This is a genomic window from Paenibacillus sp. FSL M7-0802 (genome assembly GCF_038004945.1).
Classification (GTDB): domain Bacteria; phylum Bacillota; class Bacilli; order Paenibacillales; family Paenibacillaceae; genus Paenibacillus; species Paenibacillus polymyxa_B.
The window spans coordinates 1,803,451-1,824,697 of record NZ_JBBOSD010000001.1; the positions used below are offsets into that span (position 1 = coordinate 1,803,451).

The following is a 21,247-nucleotide window of genomic DNA, read 5'->3' on the forward strand; positions in this document are numbered from 1 at the left end:
GCGACTTCCCATCTGTTTTGGACAATTCGTCACAACGCAGAATCTCACACCTATTGTTTAACTTTATTCTCTTTTTCTCTTTCGACCAGCATATCTACGATCATATCAATTTGTCCAGTAATAGCGATTGGATCATAGCGATAATACGTATCAAAATCGTTAAAGAACACTCTATTGTTCTTCACCGCAGGAAGATTCCCCCACACAGCGGACGATTTCAGTTGCTTGAGCGCGTCACCCTTTTTCTCCGGGTCATACGTAGTCAGGAACATATAATCTGCGTCATACTGTGGCAATACCTCCATCGAAAGCTGCACCGTTTGTTCCTTGGAGTTAGCTGTTTTCTTTGGCATATTCAGTTTGAGCGCATTGTACACAGCTTGTCCGCCGCGCCCCGCATTGTCGCCAAAGATCCAAAGTGCGTGCTTGTCCGTCAGCTCATACAGACCGAAAGTTGCCTTTTCGTCAATCACACCTTTAAGACGTGCACGACCTTCAGCGGCCTTTTTATCAAATGCAGCAATAAATTGCTCAGCCTTCTCCTTTTCCCCGGTGATATCGCCGAACAGCTTGACCGTATCATAGATATTAGTCGTCGTACCGTACGGAATGTATAGGGTAGGTGCGATTTTAGACAAAGCCTCATAATTCGTATCCTTCATAACCACGATCAGATCGGGTTTGAGTTCCAGCGTCTTTTCCAAATTGGTCGGATCACCCACCTCTTTGGTTCCTTTTTCCTTCAGCAAATCGGTCAGAAAAGGATTTTGAAACGCAGTCGGCTCCACACCCACCACGTTAGCACCCACGGACAGCAATTCTCCACCGTAAAAATCCGTTACAATGCGCTGTGGCTTCGCAGGAATTTGAATATCCCCTTTAACCGTTTTAAAGCTTCTAGTCTCTCCAGTAGTTGCCGACTCTTGCTTATCTCCTGAAGATGAAGCCAGATTACTTCCATTATTATTTCCGCCGCAAGCGCTGATGAATACAGACAATACAAGTAACATAGCTGTCATCATAAAATACGATTTTCTTTTCAACTGATTAGCCCCCTATATATTGTAAAGATGATCTTCCCGATACACATGATAATGATTATCAATATCGTAAGAAATATATCAAGCGTCGTCCTTACTGTCAACTGAAAAACGAACTTTGCATCATTTCACTTTAAAAATGAAAAGACCTGCCAAAATGATGGCCAGGTCTTCTTTGTGGAGCCGTCTCAAAACCTACACATTTGGGCTAGGTTGCTGGAGGCTGCTTTCTGGTGATCGCTGTTTTGTTTTATATTCTTCTCCCCAATCCTTCATCAGGTTAATAATCGGGATCAGCGTTTTTCCAAATTCAGTTAGAGAGTATTCGACCTTAGGAGGAACCTGTTGGTAGACTTCACGGTGAACGACTCCGTCCTCTTCCAGCTCGCGCAATTGGAGTGTCAGCATACGCTGAGTAATTCCCGGACAGATCCGCCGAAAATCACTAAATCGCTTAGTCCCATACATGAGATGATATAAAATAATCCCTTTCCATTTGCCCCCAATCACGTCCAGCGTGTACTCAACAGGACACGCCTGATCATTTCCAGCGGTACATTCCCCAAAGCCGCCTTTCCGATTGCGCATAGGCTTTTCTCCTCCTTGGTATCATTTTATATACTACAGCACATTAATGTGCGTACTTCAAAAACGATCATGTATATTCTAATATTAAGCATGTTACTTGGTAAGCGTCAATTTTAATCACATCCATAAGGAGTGGAATAACGATGGAAACCTTAACTACTACTAAAGATCAAATCTTATCTGCATACGAGTTCAGACATGCAACGAAGGAATTTGATAGCCATAAGAAAATTAGCGATTCTGACTTCGACTTTATTCTTGAAACAGGCCGTTTATCCCCGAGTTCGTTTGGCTTTGAACCCTGGAAATTTGTTGTCGTTCAGAGTAACGCTATGCGTGAGAAGCTGCTGCCTTACTCTTGGGGGGCCCAAAAACAACTGCCAACAGCCAGCCATTTTGTACTCATCCTCTCTAGACTTCCTGAAGATATGGTAGCCTCATCAAATTATATCAAGAGTATGATGGAGAACGTGCAGCAATTATCCGCTGAAGTGATTCAAGGCAGAGAGAAAGTGTATGATGCCTTTCTAAAATCAGATTTTGGGCTGGAGGAAAATAAAAGAGCCTTGTTCGAGTGGGGCTGCCGACAAACCTACATCGCACTGGGCAACATGATGACTGCCGCAGCTCAAATCGGCATTGATTCCTGCCCTATCGAAGGTTTTAATAAACAGGAAATCGAACGCATCCTCTCCGAGGAAGGCATTATGGATGCCGAGCATTTCGGTATTTCTTGTATGGTGGCATTTGGATACCGTCTCAACGAACCGCGTGGCAAAACTCGGCGATCTGTAGATCAGGTTATTGAATGGGTGTAAAACCTTTTTTCTAAAACAAAGGGGCGTGTCACAACCATTTCCATGGCTGTTGGGACACCCCCTTTTCATAAAACCTCAAGTCTTAAAAATTCTGTCATTCCAAACCCTTACTGATAATTTACTTCTTCCGCGAAATAGATTTCCTTCAAACGATCCTTTACGCGCTGAATTTCATCTGCTGTTAACGGAGCTGTAGGATGCAGCTTAAAGTTCCTTCCAGTAACATAGCTTACATCTGTGTTCTTATCCAGGTTGTATGGTGTCTTTGGAACCGGTGTGCGGGTATAGTCGGTAAAGTCAATAATGGACCATGCCGCATCTCCATCCTCTTTGGATAAAATAATCCGCTGTGAGGCATTTTCGGTCCACAAATAGCGCAGATTCGCTGGTGAATTATTGGAATCCATAGCCGTCTTAATACCTGAGCCTCTAAACATGAGCGTAAACTCCGTATGATCATTACTCAATCCAGCTACCGATTCATAAATCTGTTTCAGCCCGTCCACGCCCACAATCTCAACCTCACGGTCAACAGGGAAGTGCTTCACAAAGTTTTCCCATATTTGAGACATGTTATGGTTTTTGGCAAGCCAGTTGACATCCAAAATAATGGACATGTAGTTTACTGTATTCAAACGTTGATACGGGTTATCTAAATATTGCTGTGCTATATACAGTTGTGGTGCCGCATCCGTTTCCGTCACATATGGATCACCTGGATGGAGAGTCCAGCGTGAAGAATCTTTGGTATAGCGCGACCCGATGGGATCAATCGAAATCGAATTCATAAATACGATACCGCTATTATTTGTAAGCCCCTGTGCCGGAACAATCGGATTATCCTTATGGGACCAGTAAGGCATCAAAGGTGAACCCTCACCATACATGTTGTTCACATTATACTGTGTAGCCGACCACCCCATCGCTGAGGTAATCTTAAAATGATCCTTAAGCCATTGGGCCTGCTCAGGATTCACCGTAAAGCCGGTCAATGATTTAGGCAGATACTTCCGATATTGGTCTGTATCCATACTTTCAAACACCGAAGGTGATCCCAACGAACCAGATTGGTGCAGCTCATTGAGGGCATTATAACGATACATATACAACCACTCGTTCATCTGTGCTTCCCATTCAGGAAGATCAAACAGATTATTCGGATACCCATCCAAAATCCCGACTTCATCGCCATACTGATCCACGTATTCCAAAACCTTTTTAAGCTGCGGACGATTTGATTCCACAAAAATAAATCTATTTTCCATGGCCCACGTCACTTTTAAGTTGGTACCAAAGTGATCCATCAGCAATTGACGCGACTGCTCAATTTGCTCTACCGTGGTCGTACTGCCCGCATCTTTTCCCTGTAGCATCATGGAGATAGCAAAATATTGCTTTTTGCGTGCTCCTGGTACTACAGTTAACTCGGCATCGGATATGAAGTGAATTCCCTGAGAGGGTGATTCAACCTCAATCTTGAATGGAATGACAGAGTTCAATGCAGGAATCAGATGCAGGTTGGCAATATGTCCATCCTCGTCAAATATCCCTCTGGAATCCTCTATACGAAGCTTCAAGTCTGACGGCAATAGACCGGACGGTATGACCTCTCCCTTTGCATTTTGAAATACATAGGGCATGCTCCAGGCTGTAGGGTCTAGAGTAGTGGCCTGTGAAATGGTGTACGTCGCCAAGTATACGGACCTGATTACAGTCGGGTCCTCTACCGGAGGAGTCTTCCCTCTCACGATCAGCTTGGTCTGTGCTTTAAGTACCCGATAAGGTTTAGCAATGGTGACTTCCATCTCTACAGGAATATAACCATCAGCAGCAGGTATATTTTCGGAATGCGCAATTTTCCCATGTTCATCAAATACACCTAATGTATCACTAAATGTGTAGGTGACACTTGTGACGCTAACAGCGGGAATGCTTACCAAGTGCCCTTTATTGTAGAGATCAAAGGACAGCTGATACGAAGGATACGTTTCCGGTTGATTGACCAACTCGGGCGCCTTGATTACTACCTCATCCACCACGAAATCCGACGAATGATCCGGTGGTTCTGACGGAGTCACTGGCGGTATGATTGGTGGTATCACTGGCGGTGTCACTGGTGGTATCACCGGTGGTTTGGGACTAGGTTCTGGTCGTATAATTGGCGGTTCCGGCTTCGGCTCTGTTGGTGTTACCGGAGATACCGGTGGATCGGGTCTTGGACTATGGCTTTTAGGCTCTTCGATCTCCGGATTCGCACGCTGGTGACTGATTTCCGGCGCCAGGTCGACCACGATCTTCCTCGATTCCGTTGGACTGGCTGGCTGATTCGTCATTGCAGTTCCATTTCCTAATGATTCCAGCAAACGCTTAGCACGTTCTCTCAGACCGTCACCGCCTAGCCATATCCGATATGCTACCAGTGTAGCATCCTGCCGTCTCACAGACTCTTTGGGATGGAAATAATGATTCGTATCCCCCTCGATCAGCTCCAACCGTTCCATCAGCCATACGCTCGTTTGTGCATAGTCTGATATATCAGCCTGATCCACAAAACTAGATCTATCGGAAGCGCGGGTATCTTCAGAAACGCCGAAATACCTGGCATACCACACCGCCATATCCTGACGGGTCATATTATGCTTTGCACCGAATAACTGATCACTAATTCCTTTGGTAATGTTCTCTGCTTGCAAGGTCTGCACATAGGGTAGAGCCCACGGTGACACATCACTAAAAGAAGCAACGCTTTTGTTAACCGAAGTTCGTTTTAAGGTTTTAACGAAAATGCTCGCCCATTCCTGCCTCGAAATAAAATGCACAGGTCGAAAACTACCATCCTGATAACCCGTAACATACCCTTGAGCAGCCATGGCTTCAATTGCATCAGCTGCGTAGGAATGTTCGATATCGTTAAAGACCCTGTCTGCAAAAACAGGCACAGTATGTATACAGAACAACCAAACAGCCAGTAAAGCAGCGATGTACTGCCTAATTTGTTTTAACTTTTTTTCACATTTCATATTATTTGGATCCTTGCACCTCCTTTACGATATAGCATCAGGTCACTTCCACCTGCACTTCTGTTTCAACTCTGAAAATTATCTCTTTTGTTTTCAAACGGATTTCATTTCAATTAACACCAAACTGTATATACTTGAATTATCGGAATAATATCCCTAGGATTGAATAAAGACAGCAAAAAAAGTAGTTATAGATTACGGTTCCATCCGTAAAATTGTCATTATTTTAAAGGCATATATCCCGATCTTTTAAAATGGTTTTCATTGGGAATTAAATTTCTAGCATTTTTTCATTACTAAATTTTCTAATGCGAGCATCACAATAAAAAAGATAACATCATGTATAAAGCACCATACACAATGTTATCTCTTCTTTTGTTTTTATTGGCTATCTCCATCAGCTGTTGATTCTTTGTTGCCAGCACCCTTAAAAACATAATAATAACCTTCTGAAATCCCGTCTTGCGGATAAGCTGCAGGATCTTCGCTGGTTACTTGACCTACAAGCTCCCGATTCTTAAACGTGTGAGGACCTTCCTCTATTAGCGCCTCAGCAGACATCCCACTGATAAGTCTTACGGTACTGGACCAGAATGTAACTAAATATATATCGTTAGCATTAAATTGAAAGCGTCCTTCACTGGGTGTCCCCTCATAAAACAGCTCAGACAAAGAAGCCGCTTCTGACCCTCTCATAAAAATTTGAATATCACTAGTTCCATTCCATCTATGAGGAATTCCGCCTCTGGGATTGATATACTCTACAACCTCAGGCTCTTGATCGCGAAGAAAATCAGTAACTGTAAATTTGTACACATCATCCGTTATACTCTCGGTTACAACTCCAGTTGTTTTCCCTGTTTTATAGCCACTGAAATCTCCATACACATTTGGGGTTTGACTTAAAGCTGCAAAAAACCTTTCCTGATCCATATATTCGACTCTTCCAGGTACCGCAGTCAATCTATATGTCTTGACCTCAGTGCCCTTGTACTTATCCCAAGTATATTCTGTAGCTGCATAAGATACTCCACTGTTCCAGCTCACAGATGCCACCATGAGAATACCTATCATCAATAATAATGGCCATTTTTTCAACACCATACCCTCAACCTCTTTCTCAAAGTACACTCAAATCATTAATAGCATTATAGCTTTTCAATAATTCTATTAACAGTTAAATATTAGAAAAAAGTGTGGATAATTTTTGTCACCTATGAGCTACAAAATTTCCTTGAACAACTGGCAGCCCCTGTCCACTTTACTTTATGATGGATGGGTAGCAGAACATAATAAAGGCATTAACTGGGGTCTATAACGGCTTTATTCCAAGCTAGGATTTTCGGAAATTTATACGTATTGGTATCAAGTTAAAACATGCATTGAATAAGCTATTTCCCTGTATTTTGCTGATCGGTTGCTGCTTTGAGACGTTTTTCCTTTTCCGTAGACACCATAATGTTTAACAGACCCATGAGATTATTTGTCTCATCTCTTGCTTTTCGATAGGCAGCAGTGAAGACTTTTTCATTCGCGGCAGGGTTTTTAATGTCACTTAGTTTCTTCCACTCGGGCTTAACGCGTTGATCGTACATATCGTACAAGCTGATGTCTGTAGGTGTCTGGGCAACAGGCATCATAGACTCAAATTTCGAGGCAACCTTAAAGAAGCCCAGCGCGTTTTGGACAGATGGACTAGAGTAATCATGCGTCCTCATCGCTTCTTCTAAAATATGAAGTCCCTCGCGTGACAAATAGAGCATTTTGACGAGTCCTCTTTCTGTATTAGAGGTTTCCTCCCACTTCTTGTAGGACTCACCTGGAGCAACTCCCTCTGTAAAAAAATTATAAGCTTCATGAATAAATTCATCTGTATTCAGGTGGATGGGTTCTTCTGTATATAAATTCACGACAGAATCACTGTAATTTGCAATGTTTACCTGTTTCCCGGTTGGATCGGAAACCCGCCGAATCGGATGATCCTGTACTCGTACCAGCCCATAACGATCTGCAAAGGTAAGAAGCTGCTCCTGCGTCGTATTTAACCCTATTTGTCCTGCTGGCCGATCGGGCTTCGTTGCTTCTTTAGCCACGTCGGAATACGTCTTCCCATTACCTTTTGTAGCTTGGTCTGTAGTATTGCTCACAACACCATCCACACCAGCCTGTTCCGCATTGTCCACCTTGGCATTCTGTGTAGTCGTAGTCGTTGCCGTTGCTGCTCCAGTCGTAGATTCACCTTCAATTTGCTTCTTGGAGTCACCGCATGCAGTCAGCAAAGCAGCTAAACTTATTACAGCAGTCAACAAAATAATATACGCTTTTGCCTTCATTAGTACCTTCCTCATTTCCTTATGTATCATTCTTTATACCTTTGCGGTCTGATTGTAGCCTTCAATAATATGGAATTAATCTTATCAAAAATAAAAATGAGGGAATACTGGACCATACTCCTGATTATCTTCGATGATTCTATAGTAATTCGTTGTTTTCTGAACTAAAGTCGTGGCTCTCAACCTATATAATGGGCAAATTGCCCGTTGACTTTCGGAATACTTGATCCTCGGTACTACTCCTGCCTGTTCAAGTTACATTATAGTTGGTTCCTAGTTTTCAAAAGCCGATCGTGCTGTTTTAAATCAGTAGGTTGTGTAAATCGAATATTACAAACGAAAGCACCTGTAATTCATATAGAAATAGATGAATTACAGGTGCTTTTCTATTAGTTAGTAATGAGACTCCCTATTTTATTATTTTTATGAATATTTTCCGTTCCGGCTTCCAATGCAGTTTTGTAATATGAGCATTTATGTTCAATAACTTCCATTGTTTTTTTAAGTTCTTCCATTTGTGCTTCTACAGTAGCTTTTCGTTCCATAAACATGTCATATCTTTGTTGTAGTGTGGAATCCCCACCAGAACACCAATCAATGAAATTTTTAATTTCTTTGATCGGCATCCCGGTGGATTTTAGACATTCAATTATTTTTAAAGCGTCGATATCGGATTCTTTAAATAATCTTGTTCCGCTAGATGTCCGTTCTACAAAAGGCATAAGTCCCTCCTTGTCGTAGTAACGCAAAGCGTATGCTGTAAGATTCAATTCTTTTGCAACTTCGCTGATAGAATATGTCTTCATCATGTATCTCCTATTCTTAATGACATAGACTTCGAGTTAACTCTATGATATAAGGGGGATTCTATCAAGTTATTTGTAGAATGTCAAAGTCCCCTTATAGGAAAAGTAGAATCAGATGCTATCTAACGAAATATAATTAGCTGTAATGAACCTGAACCGGTACGAGCAGAAATTCCCAAAAGGAATATAAACTTGCGCTTGACTTAGAGTTAACTATAAGGATTAACATTGATTTGCAAGAGAAAAAGTATAAATGGAAATGAATGAAGGGTAACTTCAACCGACTTCAGCTAGTTTTCAATTTATACCGATATAACTGCATTCTCTAGAAAAATACAAATAATAGGAGGCTATTTATGATAACTGCTAAAGCACGAGCTGTCGATGGCCCAGACAAACCGTTTCGATCGGCTGAAATTAAACGACGGGATCTTGATTCATACGATGTTCTGATTGAAATTAAATATGCCGGAATATGCCATTCTGACATCCACACTGCTCACGGTGAATGGGGACCAGTGAACTACCCTCTCGTACCTGGACATGAAATTGCAGGGATTGTCACGGAGGTAGGATCTAAGGTTACAAAGTACAGAGTTGGTGACCGGGTAGGGGTTGGCTGTATGGTTGATTCCTGTGGCGAATGTGAGAACTGTCGTAAAGGAGAGGAACAATACTGCCTTAAAGGAAATGTCCCTACCTATGCTGGTGTTGACAAATACGGCGAGCCTACACAAGGTGGATATTCTACCCACATTGTCGTAACTGAGGATTTTGTAGTAAAAATTCCAGATAACATTGAGCTTGACGTAGCTGCTCCATTACTTTGTGCAGGTATTACGACTTATTCGCCGTTGAACCGCTGGGGTGCTGGTCCAGATAAGAAAGTGGCCGTTGTGGGAATGGGAGGCCTTGGCCATATGGCTATCAAGATTGCACATGCTATGGGTGCTGAGGTAACCGTTCTATCACAAACATTAAAGAAAAAGGATGATGGCTTGCAATTTGGTGCGGATCACTATTATGCTACAAGCGAACCAGAAACATTTGAAAAGCTTGCTGGGCACTTTGATTTGATTATTAACACGGTAAGTGCTGCCATCGATATGGATGCTTATTTTGCACTACTCAATCTAGATGGAACCTTGGTGAATGTCGGTGCCCCTGGGGAGCCGTTGTCACTAAATGTGATGTCCCTTATCGGACATCGCCGTTCATTTGCTGGTTCAATGATAGGAGGCATCCGTGAGACACAGGAAATGTTGGATTTCTGTGCAAAACACAATATTGTTCCTAAAATTGAAGTGATATCGGCCGACCAGATTGACGAAGCCTACAAACGAGTGTTGGCTTCTGACGTGAAGTATAGATTCGTGATTGACATTAGCACAATGTAAGCTATGTAAATCATAAGTTGTACAAGTAATTTTAATTTTGAAGGTGTCCCCAAAGTATTACTTGGGACACCTTCACTTTATTCTGTCTACCATCTTATTGTCCATTTCCTCTTTTTGTATTTATTTGTAATCCAAAGATTCCCCCCTTAGAATACAATAGGTATATATAGGAAGGGGGAACTTATCTATGTTTAAGAAAATGGATATTTACCGAATCCCCACTTTAATATTTGCTGTAGTTGTTATGATCTCGTCCTTACTATCCCTCGTATATCCAGATACCTACAAGGACTTATACAAAGTCTCACAATTTTTTCTAGGGTTTATGTTTTTATTTTCTGGAATTACAGAGTTTAAGGCTAACCGTAAGAGTATTGCAATTATCAACTTCTCAGTTTCCCTTCTCACTTTTTTTGTCTCTATATTTACACTTGTAGTGCGAACAGGCTAACCACACGGTTCTATACCTCAGTAACAACCCTTCCGTAGCTCCTCCCTCGTCATGTAAAAGAAAAGCCGAGCGAACTCAGGATCATCTGAATTGCGCTCGGCAAATGTTACGTATTTAGCAATCTTTTAGTTTTCCTCTAATTCTTCAATTCTCTGCCGCTTTCCTATGCCAAAGACAAAATATCCAACAATGACGATCGCCATGAATGATGCCCCGACAATCAACGACAAGCGTGTGTCTGGATTAAACCACATTCCAACGATCACAAGCAACAAAAAGATAATGGTAATGTAATTACTGATCGGAAAAAAACGAGATTTAAAGGTGTGATCCTTCATTTCGTCTTTCCACTTTTTCCTGAATTTAAATTGACTGATGGCTAATGCAAACCACGGTACCATGCCTGGAAGAACACTGGCGCTGTAAATATACAGAAACAGTTTGGAATCAGGCATTAAATAGTTAAATAACACCCCTACCAGCAGCAAGGAAATGGTCGTTATTATACTATTTCTAGGGACGCCGCTTGGAGAAACTTTCCCGAAAAACTTGGGAGCTTGTCCGTTCTTAGCCAACGTGTATAACATTCTTCCCGCACTGTAAATACCACTGTTACAACCAGACATCGCAGCTGTAAGTACAACAAAGTTAATGATACCCGCAGCAGCCACAATTCCTACCTTGGCAAAAGTCAGAACAAATGGACTACCGATCTCGCCTATTTGGTTCCAAGGATAAATCGTAACAATGACAAAGATTGCACCCACGTAGAAAATCAGAATACGCCAGATGATGTTTTTAATGGCTTTTCGCAGTGTCGTTTTTGGATTTTCAGCTTCACCTGCCGTAATACCCACCATTTCTATCCCTTGGTAAGCCGCTGTTACAATACAGAGTGCAAACAGAAACCCTTTCAAACCACCTGCAAAGAAGCCGCCATGGCTGTACAGATTGGATAGACCTATCGGTTGTCCACCGTTACCGAGTCCAAAGAAGATCATCCCCGTACCAACTACTAACATGAAGATAATGGCGACAATTTTAATCATCGCAAACCAAAACTCAAATTCCCCATAAAATTTCACAGCCGCCAAATTGGCCAATGCAATAATAATTACACCTGCCAAAGCCGGCAACCATTGCGGGATATCTGGGAACCAGTAGCCCACATATACCCCAATCGCAGTAACTTCCGCCATCCCTACGGTAACCCATAAAAACCAATAGCTCCAGGCGGTCAAGAAACCGGCTAAAGGGCTGATATATTTATGAGCAAATGTAGCGAATGAGCCTGTCACCGGTTCAAGAATCAGCATTTCCCCCATGATCCGCATGACAAAAAACATAATAATCCCAGCTAAGAGATAAGCCAGCAGCACTGAGGGACCTGCCCATTTTATCGTACTTGCCGATCCCATAAACAAACCGACGCCAATCGTACCTCCAAGCGCAATCAACTCAACGTGCCGTGGCTTTAGCCCTCTCGTTAATTGTTTCGATTCCAAAAGAACGCTCCCCTTCGTATATGTTCATCATCAAACGCTAATGATCCGGAAAACTGTCCCCAAACATTATTAACTTTTCAGACTGACGTGGTCGTGAGTGAACGACAACAAAGTAGTTCCACGATTCGTAAATATACCAGAAAACCACGTCCTATTTACCGTCCAAACCTTACTGTTTCTAAGACCGAGTCCGTAGCATTAGATGCATTGTATGACAAAAAACGCCTAAATACAACTGCTAATTAGCAGACATTTTTATGCATGAAATGGAAAGGAAGGCTATTCATATTTTCTGAACAATGGTCAATTTAATGTAATGCATTAGAGTGCTAAACAAACATATTTCTTCAATGATAAATATCACGATATTAAGTCTATTTGAAATCCGAGATGAAGATATAACTGGTCAATGGATTGATGCAAGTGGCGGATCTCATCTATAAAATTGAAGGGTTCAAAGCCTAGCTAAAGATCAGGCTTTTGAACCCACTTATTCAATGATGAATGAATATGTATTTATTTGAGATTTTTCACAAAATTTTTCTGATCCTTGGTAAACATATAGCCACGTCGTTCATAGAACCTGTGAGCCTGTATCCGACTTGGGTGAGATAATAGTTTGATCCCAGAAAATCCATGGGACTTTCCCCACTGTTCAAGACGCTCAATCAACATGCTACCTACACCTTGATTTCTATACTTTTCTTTAACAACAAATCCTAGTACATTTACCAAAGATTCAGAAAAAAGTAATTCATATGGGCTTCCATGAATATATCCTAACACCTCGTTATTTTCTTCATAAACAAAGATCATATCTTTTGATTCCTTTGTAATCAATTCAATCTTCTCTTTTACTTTTTCTTCAGGAAATAGATATAGATTGGGGTTAAAATCTTGGTTCAACAAATAAATGTCATGATAATCAGATACCCTAATTTCCCTAACATTTTTTTCTTTCACTTTTGAATACCCCCTATTTTCATCATACGATGCTTTATGTCTAAACTCATTAATCCTCGCAATCTTGACCGTTAAAACAATTCAGCATCCCAATAAATGCTTCAAGTTTGGAATCCTCCCATGTTGAAATACGTTGATAAAACTCATTTTCTTTTTCTTTTAAAGCTTCCAAGGCTTTTCCACGACCATTAGCTGTCAGGGATATCAACACCCCCCGGCGATCCTCAGGATGAGTTTCACTTTTTACATATTCCAATTGCTTAAGCTGAGTAACAAGACGGCTGACAGAGCTTCGATCCATAGCGGTGGATTCTGCCAAAAATGTAGCGCTTGCCGGACCGTACGAAAGAAGACAGCGTACGATCAGAAAAGCCGCAGGTTGTAATGATGGATCGAAAAGTGCCGCAGTTTTTACATTGAGTGCATGTGACGCGCTTATAAGTGCATTAAGTTGTTCACCAAGATTCAGTTCTAATTTCTCTCTTGTAGAATTTGGATGTTGAGTTTTATTATCCATATGTCTCCACCTTATTTAAATTAGTATGAATATATTTGACATATATCAATCAAAATACATATACTTGATATATGTCAATCATATTTTCAACTTTGGTAAGTGTCAAGCAGAAGATCTACAGTATAAAGCATCCACAACCGTAAAGCGTAGACATGAATAAGAATGTAATTAGATCGAGAATTTGGAGGATGATGTATATGTCGACATACCCGATTATTGTAATCACTGGTGCTACTAACGGTCTTGGACAATGGGTAGCAATTGAATTAGCCCAACGCGGAGCACATCTAGTCTTAACAGCCAGAAATGAAAAGCGTGCTGAAACGACTAGAAATATTCTGAGAGACTTGGCGCCAAGTACAAAGGTAGACTTTTTTTTCGGGGACCTGTCTCTTATGAAAGATGTCAAACGTATTGGGGATGAAATTAAAGCTAATTATCCAAAGATTGATGTATTAGTGAACAATGCTGGATTACATGGATTTGAACAGCGAATAACCTCAGAGGGTTTGGCAGAAATGATAGCAGTAAACTATCTTGCCCCGTGGCTGTTAACGCATACACTACTCAATTCACTAATGGAATCCACAAATGCTAGGATCGTCAATGTAGCTTCTGAAGCGTCACGCAACCATGGTGAATTAAAATTACCGGAGGATTTAATAGATACATCTGCATTTACCGCAAGAGGTTCATCTAAGATATACGGAAAGACTAAACTTCTTAATATCATGTTTACAGAAGAACTTGGACGTCAATTGGATGGAACCGGAATCGTAGTTAACGCACTTAATCCAGGCTTTAACGTTACCGGCCTTGGCCGTGAGTTAGGATTTTCTTCGGTACTTGCAAAAATATTGAACGCTTTGCATATCGGAGACCCACGGAGAGGAGCAGAAATTATTATTCGTTTAGCAACAGAATCCCAATATCAAGAAGTGACAGGCGGGTATTTTAATGTTGGTACTGGTAAGCTGATTGTGCCGGCATATCCTGGTGGGGATAGCAAGATGCAACGCCTACTTTGGAGTACTACTACCGAATTGTTGCGACAAAAAGGGGTTATGGAATGAAATAGGATCTAATATCGAACAATGCTCCTCCAACAAATGGTTCATTTTGTAAACTAAATCTCTCTTTTAACCGATAAATACATATGTTGGTTCTGTACTTAAATATCTCCTCCCATCTTTACATATTCAAGTACAAACGTGTATTTTTCTAAAAGGGGGCTTTCTATGAACTATCTAGACGAGCATATACTTAGCCTCAAAGCTAAAATGGTGGATCAGAAGACAGCTAATAACGGTAATGTGAAATCCATCTCAGCTCAAACCCAGAAATCGGAACTGGACGGTTCCATGTTTGAAGAAACAAAGCTACTTCATATTGAAAATGATTATCTCACGTTGGAGCCCATTACAATACTACACGGAGAGATTGGTTTCTACATCCCCAAGTCCTTTACTCCTATGCCAATGGAGCAAGCTATAATCAAATATCCTTCAGAGCATCGACCAAAGGTCATTTATACCTCATCTGAGGAGACCATCAATATCACTTTTAATCCTACAGATACCGCTCTGGAAGCGGAAGAACTGCCTGATTTTGTAGAGCAAATGGCGGATATTTTACGGTCTGTACAACCGATTCGCAACTGGTTAGGTACCGAAATGGTCACCAACTGTTCCGGACTTTCAGTTGGGCAGATTCGTTTTGTGGCGGCGGGGATCGACGGTAATCTATACAACAAAATGCTGCTCTTCATCCATAATGGACGAGTTGTCATAGGTTCCTTTAGCTGTCTGGAGGCAGATCTCGAAGTCTGGTTACCTGTAGCAGAATACTGGGTTCAATCCCTTTCTGTCCTTCCACCCTCCATCTATTCTACAAATGAGAAAGGAATGACTACACCATGAGTCTGGGATACGATCAAATTCAAATTCACCCTTATGAACAAATTGATCTGGAGGAGCTTACCTTAACGAAAAAAATTAACGAGCATACTCGGCTTTATTTTACAGGTATTATCCCCGAAGACTTGCAAGACAGCTATGTGGAAACGACAGAAAAAAATACCATCATTGAAGTCAGTCAACAAGATGAATCTGGCGCAAGCAAGCCGCTATTTAGTGGGATTGCCCTCTCGGTCGAGGTAAAAGTCGTGCGAGGTGTGTACTATCTGGAGGTGGAAGCTATTTCCCATACTTACCGGATGGACATGAAGCAGCGTACTCGTTCTTTTCAGTATACGAAAATGACGATTCCTCAAATGCTGGAGCACATAGGTAAGGACTATGAAGGACTGGATGTGATCGACGGGGCTACCGGCGGAGAAGCCATCGGACGGCTTGCCATTCAGTATCAGGAGACAGACTGGGCGTTTTTAAGACGCATAGCCTCCCGTTATCATACGAGTCTGATGCCTGTAGCCCGTTTTGACAGTCCCAAATTTTATTTTGGTATTGAGGACAGCCCTGCACAGGCGATACTGGATCATACCCGTTATACCGTACGTAAGCAATTGCTTCCTTTTCGTTATTTTCAGGAGAATGAGCAAACCCAACTGAGTGAACACGATTTTATTTTTTATGAGGTAGAAACGGATGAGGTACTCGACTTGGGCGCTCAGTTGAATTTTCAGGGGCATAACCTGTATGTGATGGAAGCCTACACCGCCATGAGTCAAGGACTGCTGCGGCATCAGTATGTGTTGGGTTCTTACCAAGGATTTCGGCAAAAAGGCTACTACCAGGATAAGCTGGCAGGAGCCTCATTAAGCGGTATTGTGCTGGACGTACGTCAGGATCAGGTGCGCATTCATCTGGATTGTGATGAACAACAGGACACAAACCAAGCACACTGGTTCAACTATTCTACTGTGTACAGTGGCGGTGGCCATACCGGCTGGTACGTCATGCCAGAAAAAGGCGATTCAGTTTCCCTCTATTTCCCCGGTAGTCGGGAAGAAGACGGCGTTGCAGGTAGTGCCGTGAGAAGGGCAGATCGCAAGAGTACGCATAACCATTTTTCCAATCCGCAAATGAAAATATGGCGTACCCCGCATGGCAAGGAAATTCGACTGGGACCGGATGAACTGGTCGTTACAGGTAAGGACGGCGCTATTTATATCAAACTGGACGATAAAGAAGGCATTCATATTGCGAGCAGCAAACAGGTGAATATTACGGCGGGAGGCAATCTCAGCCTGTCTGCGGGAAAGACGATGAGTCTGTCCGCAGGTAGTCAGCTCCGTATGGATTGTAATGGTAGTCATATTGAATTAAGCGGATCGGCGGATATGAAAGGCAGCGAAGTGAAGTCGAATTAAGGATGATTAGACATGGAAAAGCAAACAGATGTGTTAGATCAACAACAAACGGCTCTTCATCAGGCTTGGTCTTTCATTCGCAAAGAATGGGCGTTGACATGTAAATCAACACAAACACAAAGATTACAGCATATAGTAGAACATTTTCGCGCCTTTTGTGAGCTGGTTCGGCAAAAACAACTCACAGGTCGTAAAGGTCATATCGGTTACATCACCTACTCTATGCTGCGCACCACATGGCTTGAACAGAAGCCCGTTTATCTTGTTGAAGCTACGGATGCCTTATGGATGCTTGATGCTGAGCCCGTTCAGTTGGAGTACGATGCAAGTTGGATTTTTCTCTATTGGACTCAATTACGTGAACAACTTGGGGCTGAAACTTTGAAGCAACAAGTCTCCCTTTCCGAACTTGAATTGGAACAGATCATGTTGGAAGCAGCGGGATATCTTCATACGATGATCGTTAGTCTAGTTCGTCAGGCTATGAAGCAAGCAGTCCACCTACCAGAGTTTGAGGCGTTGGATCGTGAAGAAGCTTTTGAGATTCGCGTCGGAGAGTATATGGATCATAGTGTCTCCGTGTATCGGGAAGATCGAAGACCCGTGGATGCAAACATAATAAAGTCTTGGCTGGAGGAAAAAGAAGAATCGGCCTACAGCTACCAAGCACTGTCTCAAGTTCAACTGTCGGATGGAAATTACAGTTCCTTGGATTTTCGCTATACAGTCTTTCGCCAGATCGGGATGCAACAAAGTCAATTGCATCACTGTATCCTCGTAGGCACGGTATGGCAAGAAGCTCAGCTAGATGGAACCGACCTTTCGCACAGCCTGCTTCATGGAGCCGATTTCAGTGGCTGTTCCCTGCAAGAGGCTGTACTGGACGAAGTGATAAGCAATAGCGAATATGGATCGGATGCTTGGCTGGATTGGGAACCGTTAGGATTGGATGGAGTGAATTTTACAAGAGCTAATTTACAGGGAGCTAGTTTTCAACATGCACAGCTTCAAGGAGCTACTTTCCAAGATGCCGCGCTGCAAAGAGCTTTATTTAACAGCGCGGATCTAACAGGTGCCTGCTTTGTAGGAGCCGATGTTACTGACGCTTCGTTTATAGGTGCATGTTTAGTAAACGCTAATTTTACAGGAGCAAAACTACACCGGGTAAGCTTTACAGATGACCAACTAAGCGAAGCCATTGGCCTTGCTGCTATAGAAGCGCCCCTGGCTACACAGATAACAGATGCAGTGAGTAAAGGGGAGTGGATGTCATGAGGTATTACCGACTCATGGTGGACGAGCGCGTAAAGCATCGGGTGGAGACTGCGCCCCTGTCTCCCTTGCAGGTGGAGGATATCCTTTCGGGTCATACCCTTCAGGCGGAGGATACTCCCCTGTTTCTAGCAGTACATACAGATCCACGAACCGTATATCCGGATTTTCTGGAGTTCCCTTTGCCACTGGTTTCAGACTCCATGAAAGCCCTGTTGGAAAAATATATGCCGGAGCTGGAATGGAAGGCCGCTATACTTACCGATTTTCAGAAAGCCAGGCAGGATGTGTACTGGGTACTGCGTCCACCTGTGGTGGATTGTCTTTCCTCACAAACCGAGTGGTATCCCGACCACACCTTGAAGCAATTGGTACTTAAACACGGGAAAATCGAATCCTCTATATTTCGGATTGCCGGCTTGTTGGAAGCACGTATCTATATCAATCTCGCGGTAGCGGAAAGTCTGCTGCGTCGTCCATTTACAGGTGTTCGTGTGCAAAAAGTAGAGATGGCCACAAAGGAGGAATAATCCGTATGGAAGAAGCAAGTGTGCAGCCTGGAACAGGTGCGAAAAAAAGCTATGTCGTGGCAGGTGCGATTTTAAGCTGTAGTTACGGTACACAGCCCACGCGTTTGAAGCGCCCTTTTAGCCATGGGGTGTATGTCAAAAATAAAGCTCAGATGAATATTGGAGATTATGTGCCCGGAGTGAACATAAAATCTTTTGGGAATTGCTCCAGTCCGCTGAATCCGGCTGTGCAAGCCAGTGAGATGGTCGATATTTATGGGGTGAAAAAGGCACCGTGTATTCCTGTCCTTACGATGCCTTGGCTGAACGGAAAAAGCGACATGCGCATCGAAGGCCAGCCTGCTCTTACGCAGAACTGTACGCATCAATGTCTTTATTGCGGACACATACAGATCGAAAATGACGGTCAGGAACTGGATTAATCAGTCGCAACCTACCACTATAAAAACAAAATGCGTTGGTGAGAGATTGGCTATCTTCTCCACCAACGCATAATATAGGTTATCTTCAAATAGTTCGCTCCACATCAGGTACCGCAAAAGGTTCGGTAAGGACAGGTGGATTCCTCAGGCAATGTAGAGTAAATTTCCTGTTCGGTAGAGTAGGCATAAGGGTTCGAAAGAACTTCAAGAAGCTTCTCCATCACACGGTAGTCTTCTCGTTCCACCGCAGCTTCCAGTGCTTCTTCTACCCGGTGGTTGCGTGGAATGATTGCAGGATTGCTGCTGCGCATCAGCTGATACGAGGAGGCTTGTGATTCCTGCTGTCTGCCCAGCCTCGCCTGCCACTGCTCGTGCCACTGGGTGAATTCCGCAGTGCTGAACAGAACCGTATCCTCCAGCTTGTTCAAAGTTAGGGCACGGAAGGTATTGGTGTAGTCGGCACGATGCTTCTGCATGATACTCAGAAGCTCCTCAATAAGAGATTCATCCTCCTGCTCTTCGTTAAAGATCCCTAGCTTCGCCCGCATTCCTGCAAGCCAATGATGGTGAAACATTTTTACAAAATCTGAAATTGCATCCTCAGCCAGTGTGACAGCCTGCTCCCTGTTGTCATGCAGCAGTGGCAAGAGCGTCTCAGCAAATCTCGCGAGATTCCACGCAGCAATATGCGGCTGATTGGCATAAGCATAGCGTCCCTGCCTGTCGATGGAACTGAACACCGTCTCAGGATCATAGGTATCCATGAAGGCGCAAGGTCCATAATCAATGGTTTCTCCGCTAAGGGTCATATTGTCGGTGTTCATCACCCCATGAATAAAACCAACCAGCTGCCATTTGGCAATCAGCTCGGCCTGACGCTTAATCACTTCCTGAAGAAGTGAAAGGTAACGGTTTTCGTCATTGGCAACTTCCGGGTAGTGTCTTTCCAATGTATAATCAGCCAGAGCACGGAGATCTTGGGACGTGCCCCATGCTGAGACGTATTGAAAGGTGCCGACGCGAAGATGACTGCCAGCCACACGGGTCAGAATGGCTCCGGGCTGCTCGGTTTCCCGGATGATCGACTCACCCGTGGATACCACCGCCAAGCTGCGGGTGGTAGCAATACCTAGCGCATGCATCGCCTCACTGATGATGTATTCGCGAAGCATCGGCCCAAGTGCCGCACGACCGTCACCACCACGGGAGTATGGCGTTCTGCCTGAGCCCTTGAGCTGAATATCAACCCGTTCACCCAAGGGAGTGATCTGTTCGCCAAGCAGCAGAGCACGTCCGTCTCCTAACATGTTAAAATGCCCGAATTGATGCCCTGCGTAAGCTTGAGCAAGAGGCGTAGCCCCTTCAGGAACCTGGTTGCCGGCCAGCTCCGCTACACCATCATTCCCTTGCAGCGCCGTGCCGTTCAACCCCAGTGATCCTGCCAACGGATGATTAAGAATGATCAGCTTTGGTGAGCGGACAGGAGTTAGGTTGAGCTTTGTAAACAATGATTCCGGCAAACGCGAGTAACGGTTGTCGAAGTTCCACCCTATTTGATCTGCTATTTCTTTTTTCTCCGTCATAATGGCTCCTTTTCTGCTGCGGTATCTTAGGTTTTCCCATTTTAGTTTTTACTTCTGCCCATTTATTATCCACTTTTCACCATGCTATTGTGCCTTTCAGCTTTTAACATGCTTTTTTATTATAATCGATTATCAAACATTAATTGTATTTGAATACCGAACGGGTCTTCAATAATACCGTAGGCTTGGCTAAACACATTATTAGATAAAGGCACAATAATTTTCACTCGATCATCTGTAATTAAGCTATCATAAAAACGTTTAATTTCTTCTAGGTCAGCACTTTGAATACATAATGAAGTATTATTCCCTACTGTATATTCTTCACTGGGATTCATTGTATCTTCTGCTATCATTACTTTTGTTTTTCCGATTGCTAAGACAGAATGAGAAATATAATTTTTATTTTCATCAGTAAGCTGTATGGAGCTGTCACGTTGGGCCATGTCTTGATAGGTAACAAGAAACAATTCCTTTGCGTTGAAGTGTTTTTTGTAAAAATGTATAGCTTCTTTTGCCTTTCCGTTCATGGATAAGAAAATAGCTACTTCCAGTGTTGTACTCATGGTATCAATCTCCTTTTATATGTGTAGATATCTTATGAATTTGATATATTTCCTTGAACTTATTATCATATAAAAAGGTATCAAAACATGACACCTTTATAAGGA

The 21,247-nt window shown here is 42.8% G+C and carries 20 protein-coding genes; 9 read left to right on the forward strand and 11 right to left on the reverse strand.

Going from position 1 to position 21,247, the window contains the following annotated elements; translation table 11 throughout:
- Positions 1-50: 50 nt before the first annotated feature.
- Together MHB54_RS08540 and MHB54_RS08545 are read right to left on the reverse strand one after the other, a co-directional pair.
- Positions 51-1,043 (reverse strand): ABC transporter substrate-binding protein, encoded by a 993-nt coding sequence (locus tag MHB54_RS08540; RefSeq protein ID WP_264454151.1) that lies wholly within the window; start codon positions 1,041-1,043, stop codon positions 51-53.
- 192 nt (positions 1,044-1,235) lie between these two features.
- Positions 1,236-1,628: a winged helix-turn-helix transcriptional regulator gene (locus MHB54_RS08545; protein WP_023987122.1), complete on the reverse strand. Its 393-nt coding sequence runs from the start codon at positions 1,626-1,628 to the stop codon at positions 1,236-1,238.
- 143 nt (positions 1,629-1,771) lie between these two features.
- On the opposite strand from MHB54_RS08545, the gene MHB54_RS08550 reads away from it, so the two are divergent.
- The gene (locus tag MHB54_RS08550) at positions 1,772-2,446 is read left to right on the forward strand and encodes an NAD(P)H-dependent oxidoreductase (protein ID WP_264454152.1); all 675 of its coding nucleotides are present in this window, start codon (positions 1,772-1,774) and stop codon (positions 2,444-2,446) included.
- 107 nt (positions 2,447-2,553) lie between these two features.
- Here the strand turns inward: MHB54_RS08550 and MHB54_RS08555 are convergent, their stop codons facing one another.
- The 4 genes from MHB54_RS08555 to MHB54_RS08570 all read right to left on the reverse strand — a co-directional run bounded on the left by MHB54_RS08555 (position 2,554) and on the right by MHB54_RS08570 (position 8,605).
- On the reverse strand, positions 2,554-5,466 hold the full coding sequence (locus MHB54_RS08555) for an S-layer homology domain-containing protein (RefSeq protein WP_264454153.1): 2,913 nt from the start codon (positions 5,464-5,466) through the stop codon (positions 2,554-2,556).
- A 381-nt stretch (positions 5,467-5,847) separates the two neighbouring features.
- Positions 5,848-6,570, reverse strand: a complete 723-nt coding sequence (locus MHB54_RS08560) for a hypothetical protein (protein ID WP_028542030.1) — start codon at positions 6,568-6,570, stop codon at positions 5,848-5,850.
- Positions 6,571-6,857: 287 nt separating this feature from the next.
- The gene (locus MHB54_RS08565; RefSeq protein WP_264454154.1) at positions 6,858-7,799 is read right to left on the reverse strand and encodes a hypothetical protein; all 942 of its coding nucleotides are present in this window, start codon (positions 7,797-7,799) and stop codon (positions 6,858-6,860) included.
- A 389-nt stretch (positions 7,800-8,188) separates the two neighbouring features.
- Positions 8,189-8,605: a MerR family transcriptional regulator gene (locus MHB54_RS08570; protein ID WP_023987117.1), complete on the reverse strand. Its 417-nt coding sequence runs from the start codon at positions 8,603-8,605 to the stop codon at positions 8,189-8,191.
- Positions 8,606-8,961: 356 nt separating this feature from the next.
- Here MHB54_RS08570 and MHB54_RS08575 point away from each other — a divergent pair, with 356 nt between their 5' ends.
- Entirely contained in the window at positions 8,962-10,002 is a 1,041-nt protein-coding gene (locus MHB54_RS08575; RefSeq protein WP_023987116.1) for an NAD(P)-dependent alcohol dehydrogenase, read from the forward strand.
- Positions 10,003-10,246: 244 nt separating this feature from the next.
- Complete coding sequence (locus tag MHB54_RS08580; protein ID WP_264454857.1) at positions 10,247-10,453, forward strand: DUF3953 domain-containing protein; 207 nt, start codon at positions 10,247-10,249, stop codon at positions 10,451-10,453.
- 125 nt (positions 10,454-10,578) lie between these two features.
- On the opposite strand, the gene MHB54_RS08585 is transcribed toward MHB54_RS08580, so the two are convergent.
- From MHB54_RS08585 to MHB54_RS08595, 3 genes are all read right to left on the reverse strand, one after another.
- Positions 10,579-11,958 (reverse strand): amino acid permease, encoded by a 1,380-nt coding sequence (locus MHB54_RS08585; protein WP_053324682.1) that lies wholly within the window; start codon positions 11,956-11,958, stop codon positions 10,579-10,581.
- 516 nt (positions 11,959-12,474) lie between these two features.
- Positions 12,475-12,921 (reverse strand): GNAT family N-acetyltransferase, encoded by a 447-nt coding sequence (locus MHB54_RS08590; RefSeq protein WP_023987113.1) that lies wholly within the window; start codon positions 12,919-12,921, stop codon positions 12,475-12,477.
- Positions 12,922-12,970: 49 nt separating this feature from the next.
- Positions 12,971-13,438 (reverse strand): MarR family winged helix-turn-helix transcriptional regulator, encoded by a 468-nt coding sequence (locus MHB54_RS08595; RefSeq protein WP_023987112.1) that lies wholly within the window; start codon positions 13,436-13,438, stop codon positions 12,971-12,973.
- A gap of 197 nt (positions 13,439-13,635) precedes the next feature.
- On the opposite strand from MHB54_RS08595, the gene MHB54_RS08600 reads away from it, so the two are divergent.
- The 6 genes from MHB54_RS08600 (at position 13,636) to MHB54_RS08625 (ending at position 18,993) form a co-directional block, all read left to right on the forward strand.
- Positions 13,636-14,511: an SDR family NAD(P)-dependent oxidoreductase gene (locus MHB54_RS08600; protein ID WP_023987111.1), complete on the forward strand. Its 876-nt coding sequence runs from the start codon at positions 13,636-13,638 to the stop codon at positions 14,509-14,511.
- A 165-nt stretch (positions 14,512-14,676) separates the two neighbouring features.
- Entirely contained in the window at positions 14,677-15,357 is a 681-nt protein-coding gene (locus MHB54_RS08605) for a hypothetical protein (protein ID WP_340981539.1), read from the forward strand.
- A complete protein-coding gene (locus MHB54_RS08610) occupies positions 15,354-16,769 on the forward strand; it encodes a phage baseplate assembly protein V (protein ID WP_028542021.1) in 1,416 nt (471 codons plus the stop codon). Before MHB54_RS08605 ends, MHB54_RS08610 begins: the two co-directional genes overlap by 4 nt.
- Before the next feature lie 12 nt (positions 16,770-16,781).
- Entirely contained in the window at positions 16,782-18,044 is a 1,263-nt protein-coding gene (locus tag MHB54_RS08615) for a pentapeptide repeat-containing protein (protein ID WP_028542020.1), read from the forward strand.
- Positions 18,041-18,571: a hypothetical protein gene (locus MHB54_RS08620; RefSeq protein ID WP_028542019.1), complete on the forward strand. Its 531-nt coding sequence runs from the start codon at positions 18,041-18,043 to the stop codon at positions 18,569-18,571. The genes MHB54_RS08615 and MHB54_RS08620 overlap by 4 nt, the downstream gene beginning before the upstream one ends.
- Before the next feature lie 5 nt (positions 18,572-18,576).
- Positions 18,577-18,993 carry a DUF4280 domain-containing protein gene (locus MHB54_RS08625; RefSeq protein WP_013308879.1) on the forward strand — a complete coding sequence of 139 codons (417 nt, stop codon included), beginning with the start codon at positions 18,577-18,579 and terminating at the stop codon, positions 18,991-18,993.
- Between the two features lie 104 nt (positions 18,994-19,097).
- On the opposite strand, the gene MHB54_RS08630 is transcribed toward MHB54_RS08625, so the two are convergent.
- Positions 19,098-20,576: a protein adenylyltransferase SelO gene (locus tag MHB54_RS08630; protein WP_340981542.1), complete on the reverse strand. Its 1,479-nt coding sequence runs from the start codon at positions 20,574-20,576 to the stop codon at positions 19,098-19,100.
- Positions 20,577-20,695: 119 nt separating this feature from the next.
- The gene (locus tag MHB54_RS08635; protein WP_071559269.1) at positions 20,696-21,142 is read right to left on the reverse strand and encodes a VOC family protein; all 447 of its coding nucleotides are present in this window, start codon (positions 21,140-21,142) and stop codon (positions 20,696-20,698) included.
- Positions 21,143-21,247 lie beyond the last annotated feature (105 nt).

Coding starts and splice junctions, on each gene's coding strand:
- MHB54_RS08600 (WP_023987111.1), top strand. CDS start 13,636: ATGTCGACATACCCGATTATTGTAATCACTGGTGCTACTAACGGTCTT.
- MHB54_RS08580 (WP_264454857.1), top strand. CDS start 10,247: ATGATCTCGTCCTTACTATCCCTCGTATATCCAGATACCTACAAGGAC.
- MHB54_RS08545 (WP_023987122.1), bottom strand. CDS start 1,628: ATGCGCAATCGGAAAGGCGGCTTTGGGGAATGTACCGCTGGAAATGAT.
- MHB54_RS08560 (WP_028542030.1), bottom strand. CDS start 6,570: ATGGTGTTGAAAAAATGGCCATTATTATTGATGATAGGTATTCTCATG.
- MHB54_RS08625 (WP_013308879.1), top strand. CDS start 18,577: ATGGAAGAAGCAAGTGTGCAGCCTGGAACAGGTGCGAAAAAAAGCTAT.
- MHB54_RS08610 (WP_028542021.1), top strand. CDS start 15,354: ATGAGTCTGGGATACGATCAAATTCAAATTCACCCTTATGAACAAATT.
- MHB54_RS08630 (WP_340981542.1), bottom strand. CDS start 20,576: ATGACGGAGAAAAAAGAAATAGCAGATCAAATAGGGTGGAACTTCGAC.
- MHB54_RS08550 (WP_264454152.1), top strand. CDS start 1,772: ATGGAAACCTTAACTACTACTAAAGATCAAATCTTATCTGCATACGAG.
- MHB54_RS08575 (WP_023987116.1), top strand. CDS start 8,962: ATGATAACTGCTAAAGCACGAGCTGTCGATGGCCCAGACAAACCGTTT.
- MHB54_RS08620 (WP_028542019.1), top strand. CDS start 18,041: ATGAGGTATTACCGACTCATGGTGGACGAGCGCGTAAAGCATCGGGTG.
- MHB54_RS08595 (WP_023987112.1), bottom strand. CDS start 13,438: ATGGATAATAAAACTCAACATCCAAATTCTACAAGAGAGAAATTAGAA.
- MHB54_RS08555 (WP_264454153.1), bottom strand. CDS start 5,466: ATGAAATGTGAAAAAAAGTTAAAACAAATTAGGCAGTACATCGCTGCT.
- MHB54_RS08565 (WP_264454154.1), bottom strand. CDS start 7,799: ATGAAGGCAAAAGCGTATATTATTTTGTTGACTGCTGTAATAAGTTTA.
- MHB54_RS08605 (WP_340981539.1), top strand. CDS start 14,677: ATGAACTATCTAGACGAGCATATACTTAGCCTCAAAGCTAAAATGGTG.
- MHB54_RS08615 (WP_028542020.1), top strand. CDS start 16,782: ATGGAAAAGCAAACAGATGTGTTAGATCAACAACAAACGGCTCTTCAT.
- MHB54_RS08635 (WP_071559269.1), bottom strand. CDS start 21,142: ATGAGTACAACACTGGAAGTAGCTATTTTCTTATCCATGAACGGAAAG.
- MHB54_RS08570 (WP_023987117.1), bottom strand. CDS start 8,605: ATGAAGACATATTCTATCAGCGAAGTTGCAAAAGAATTGAATCTTACA.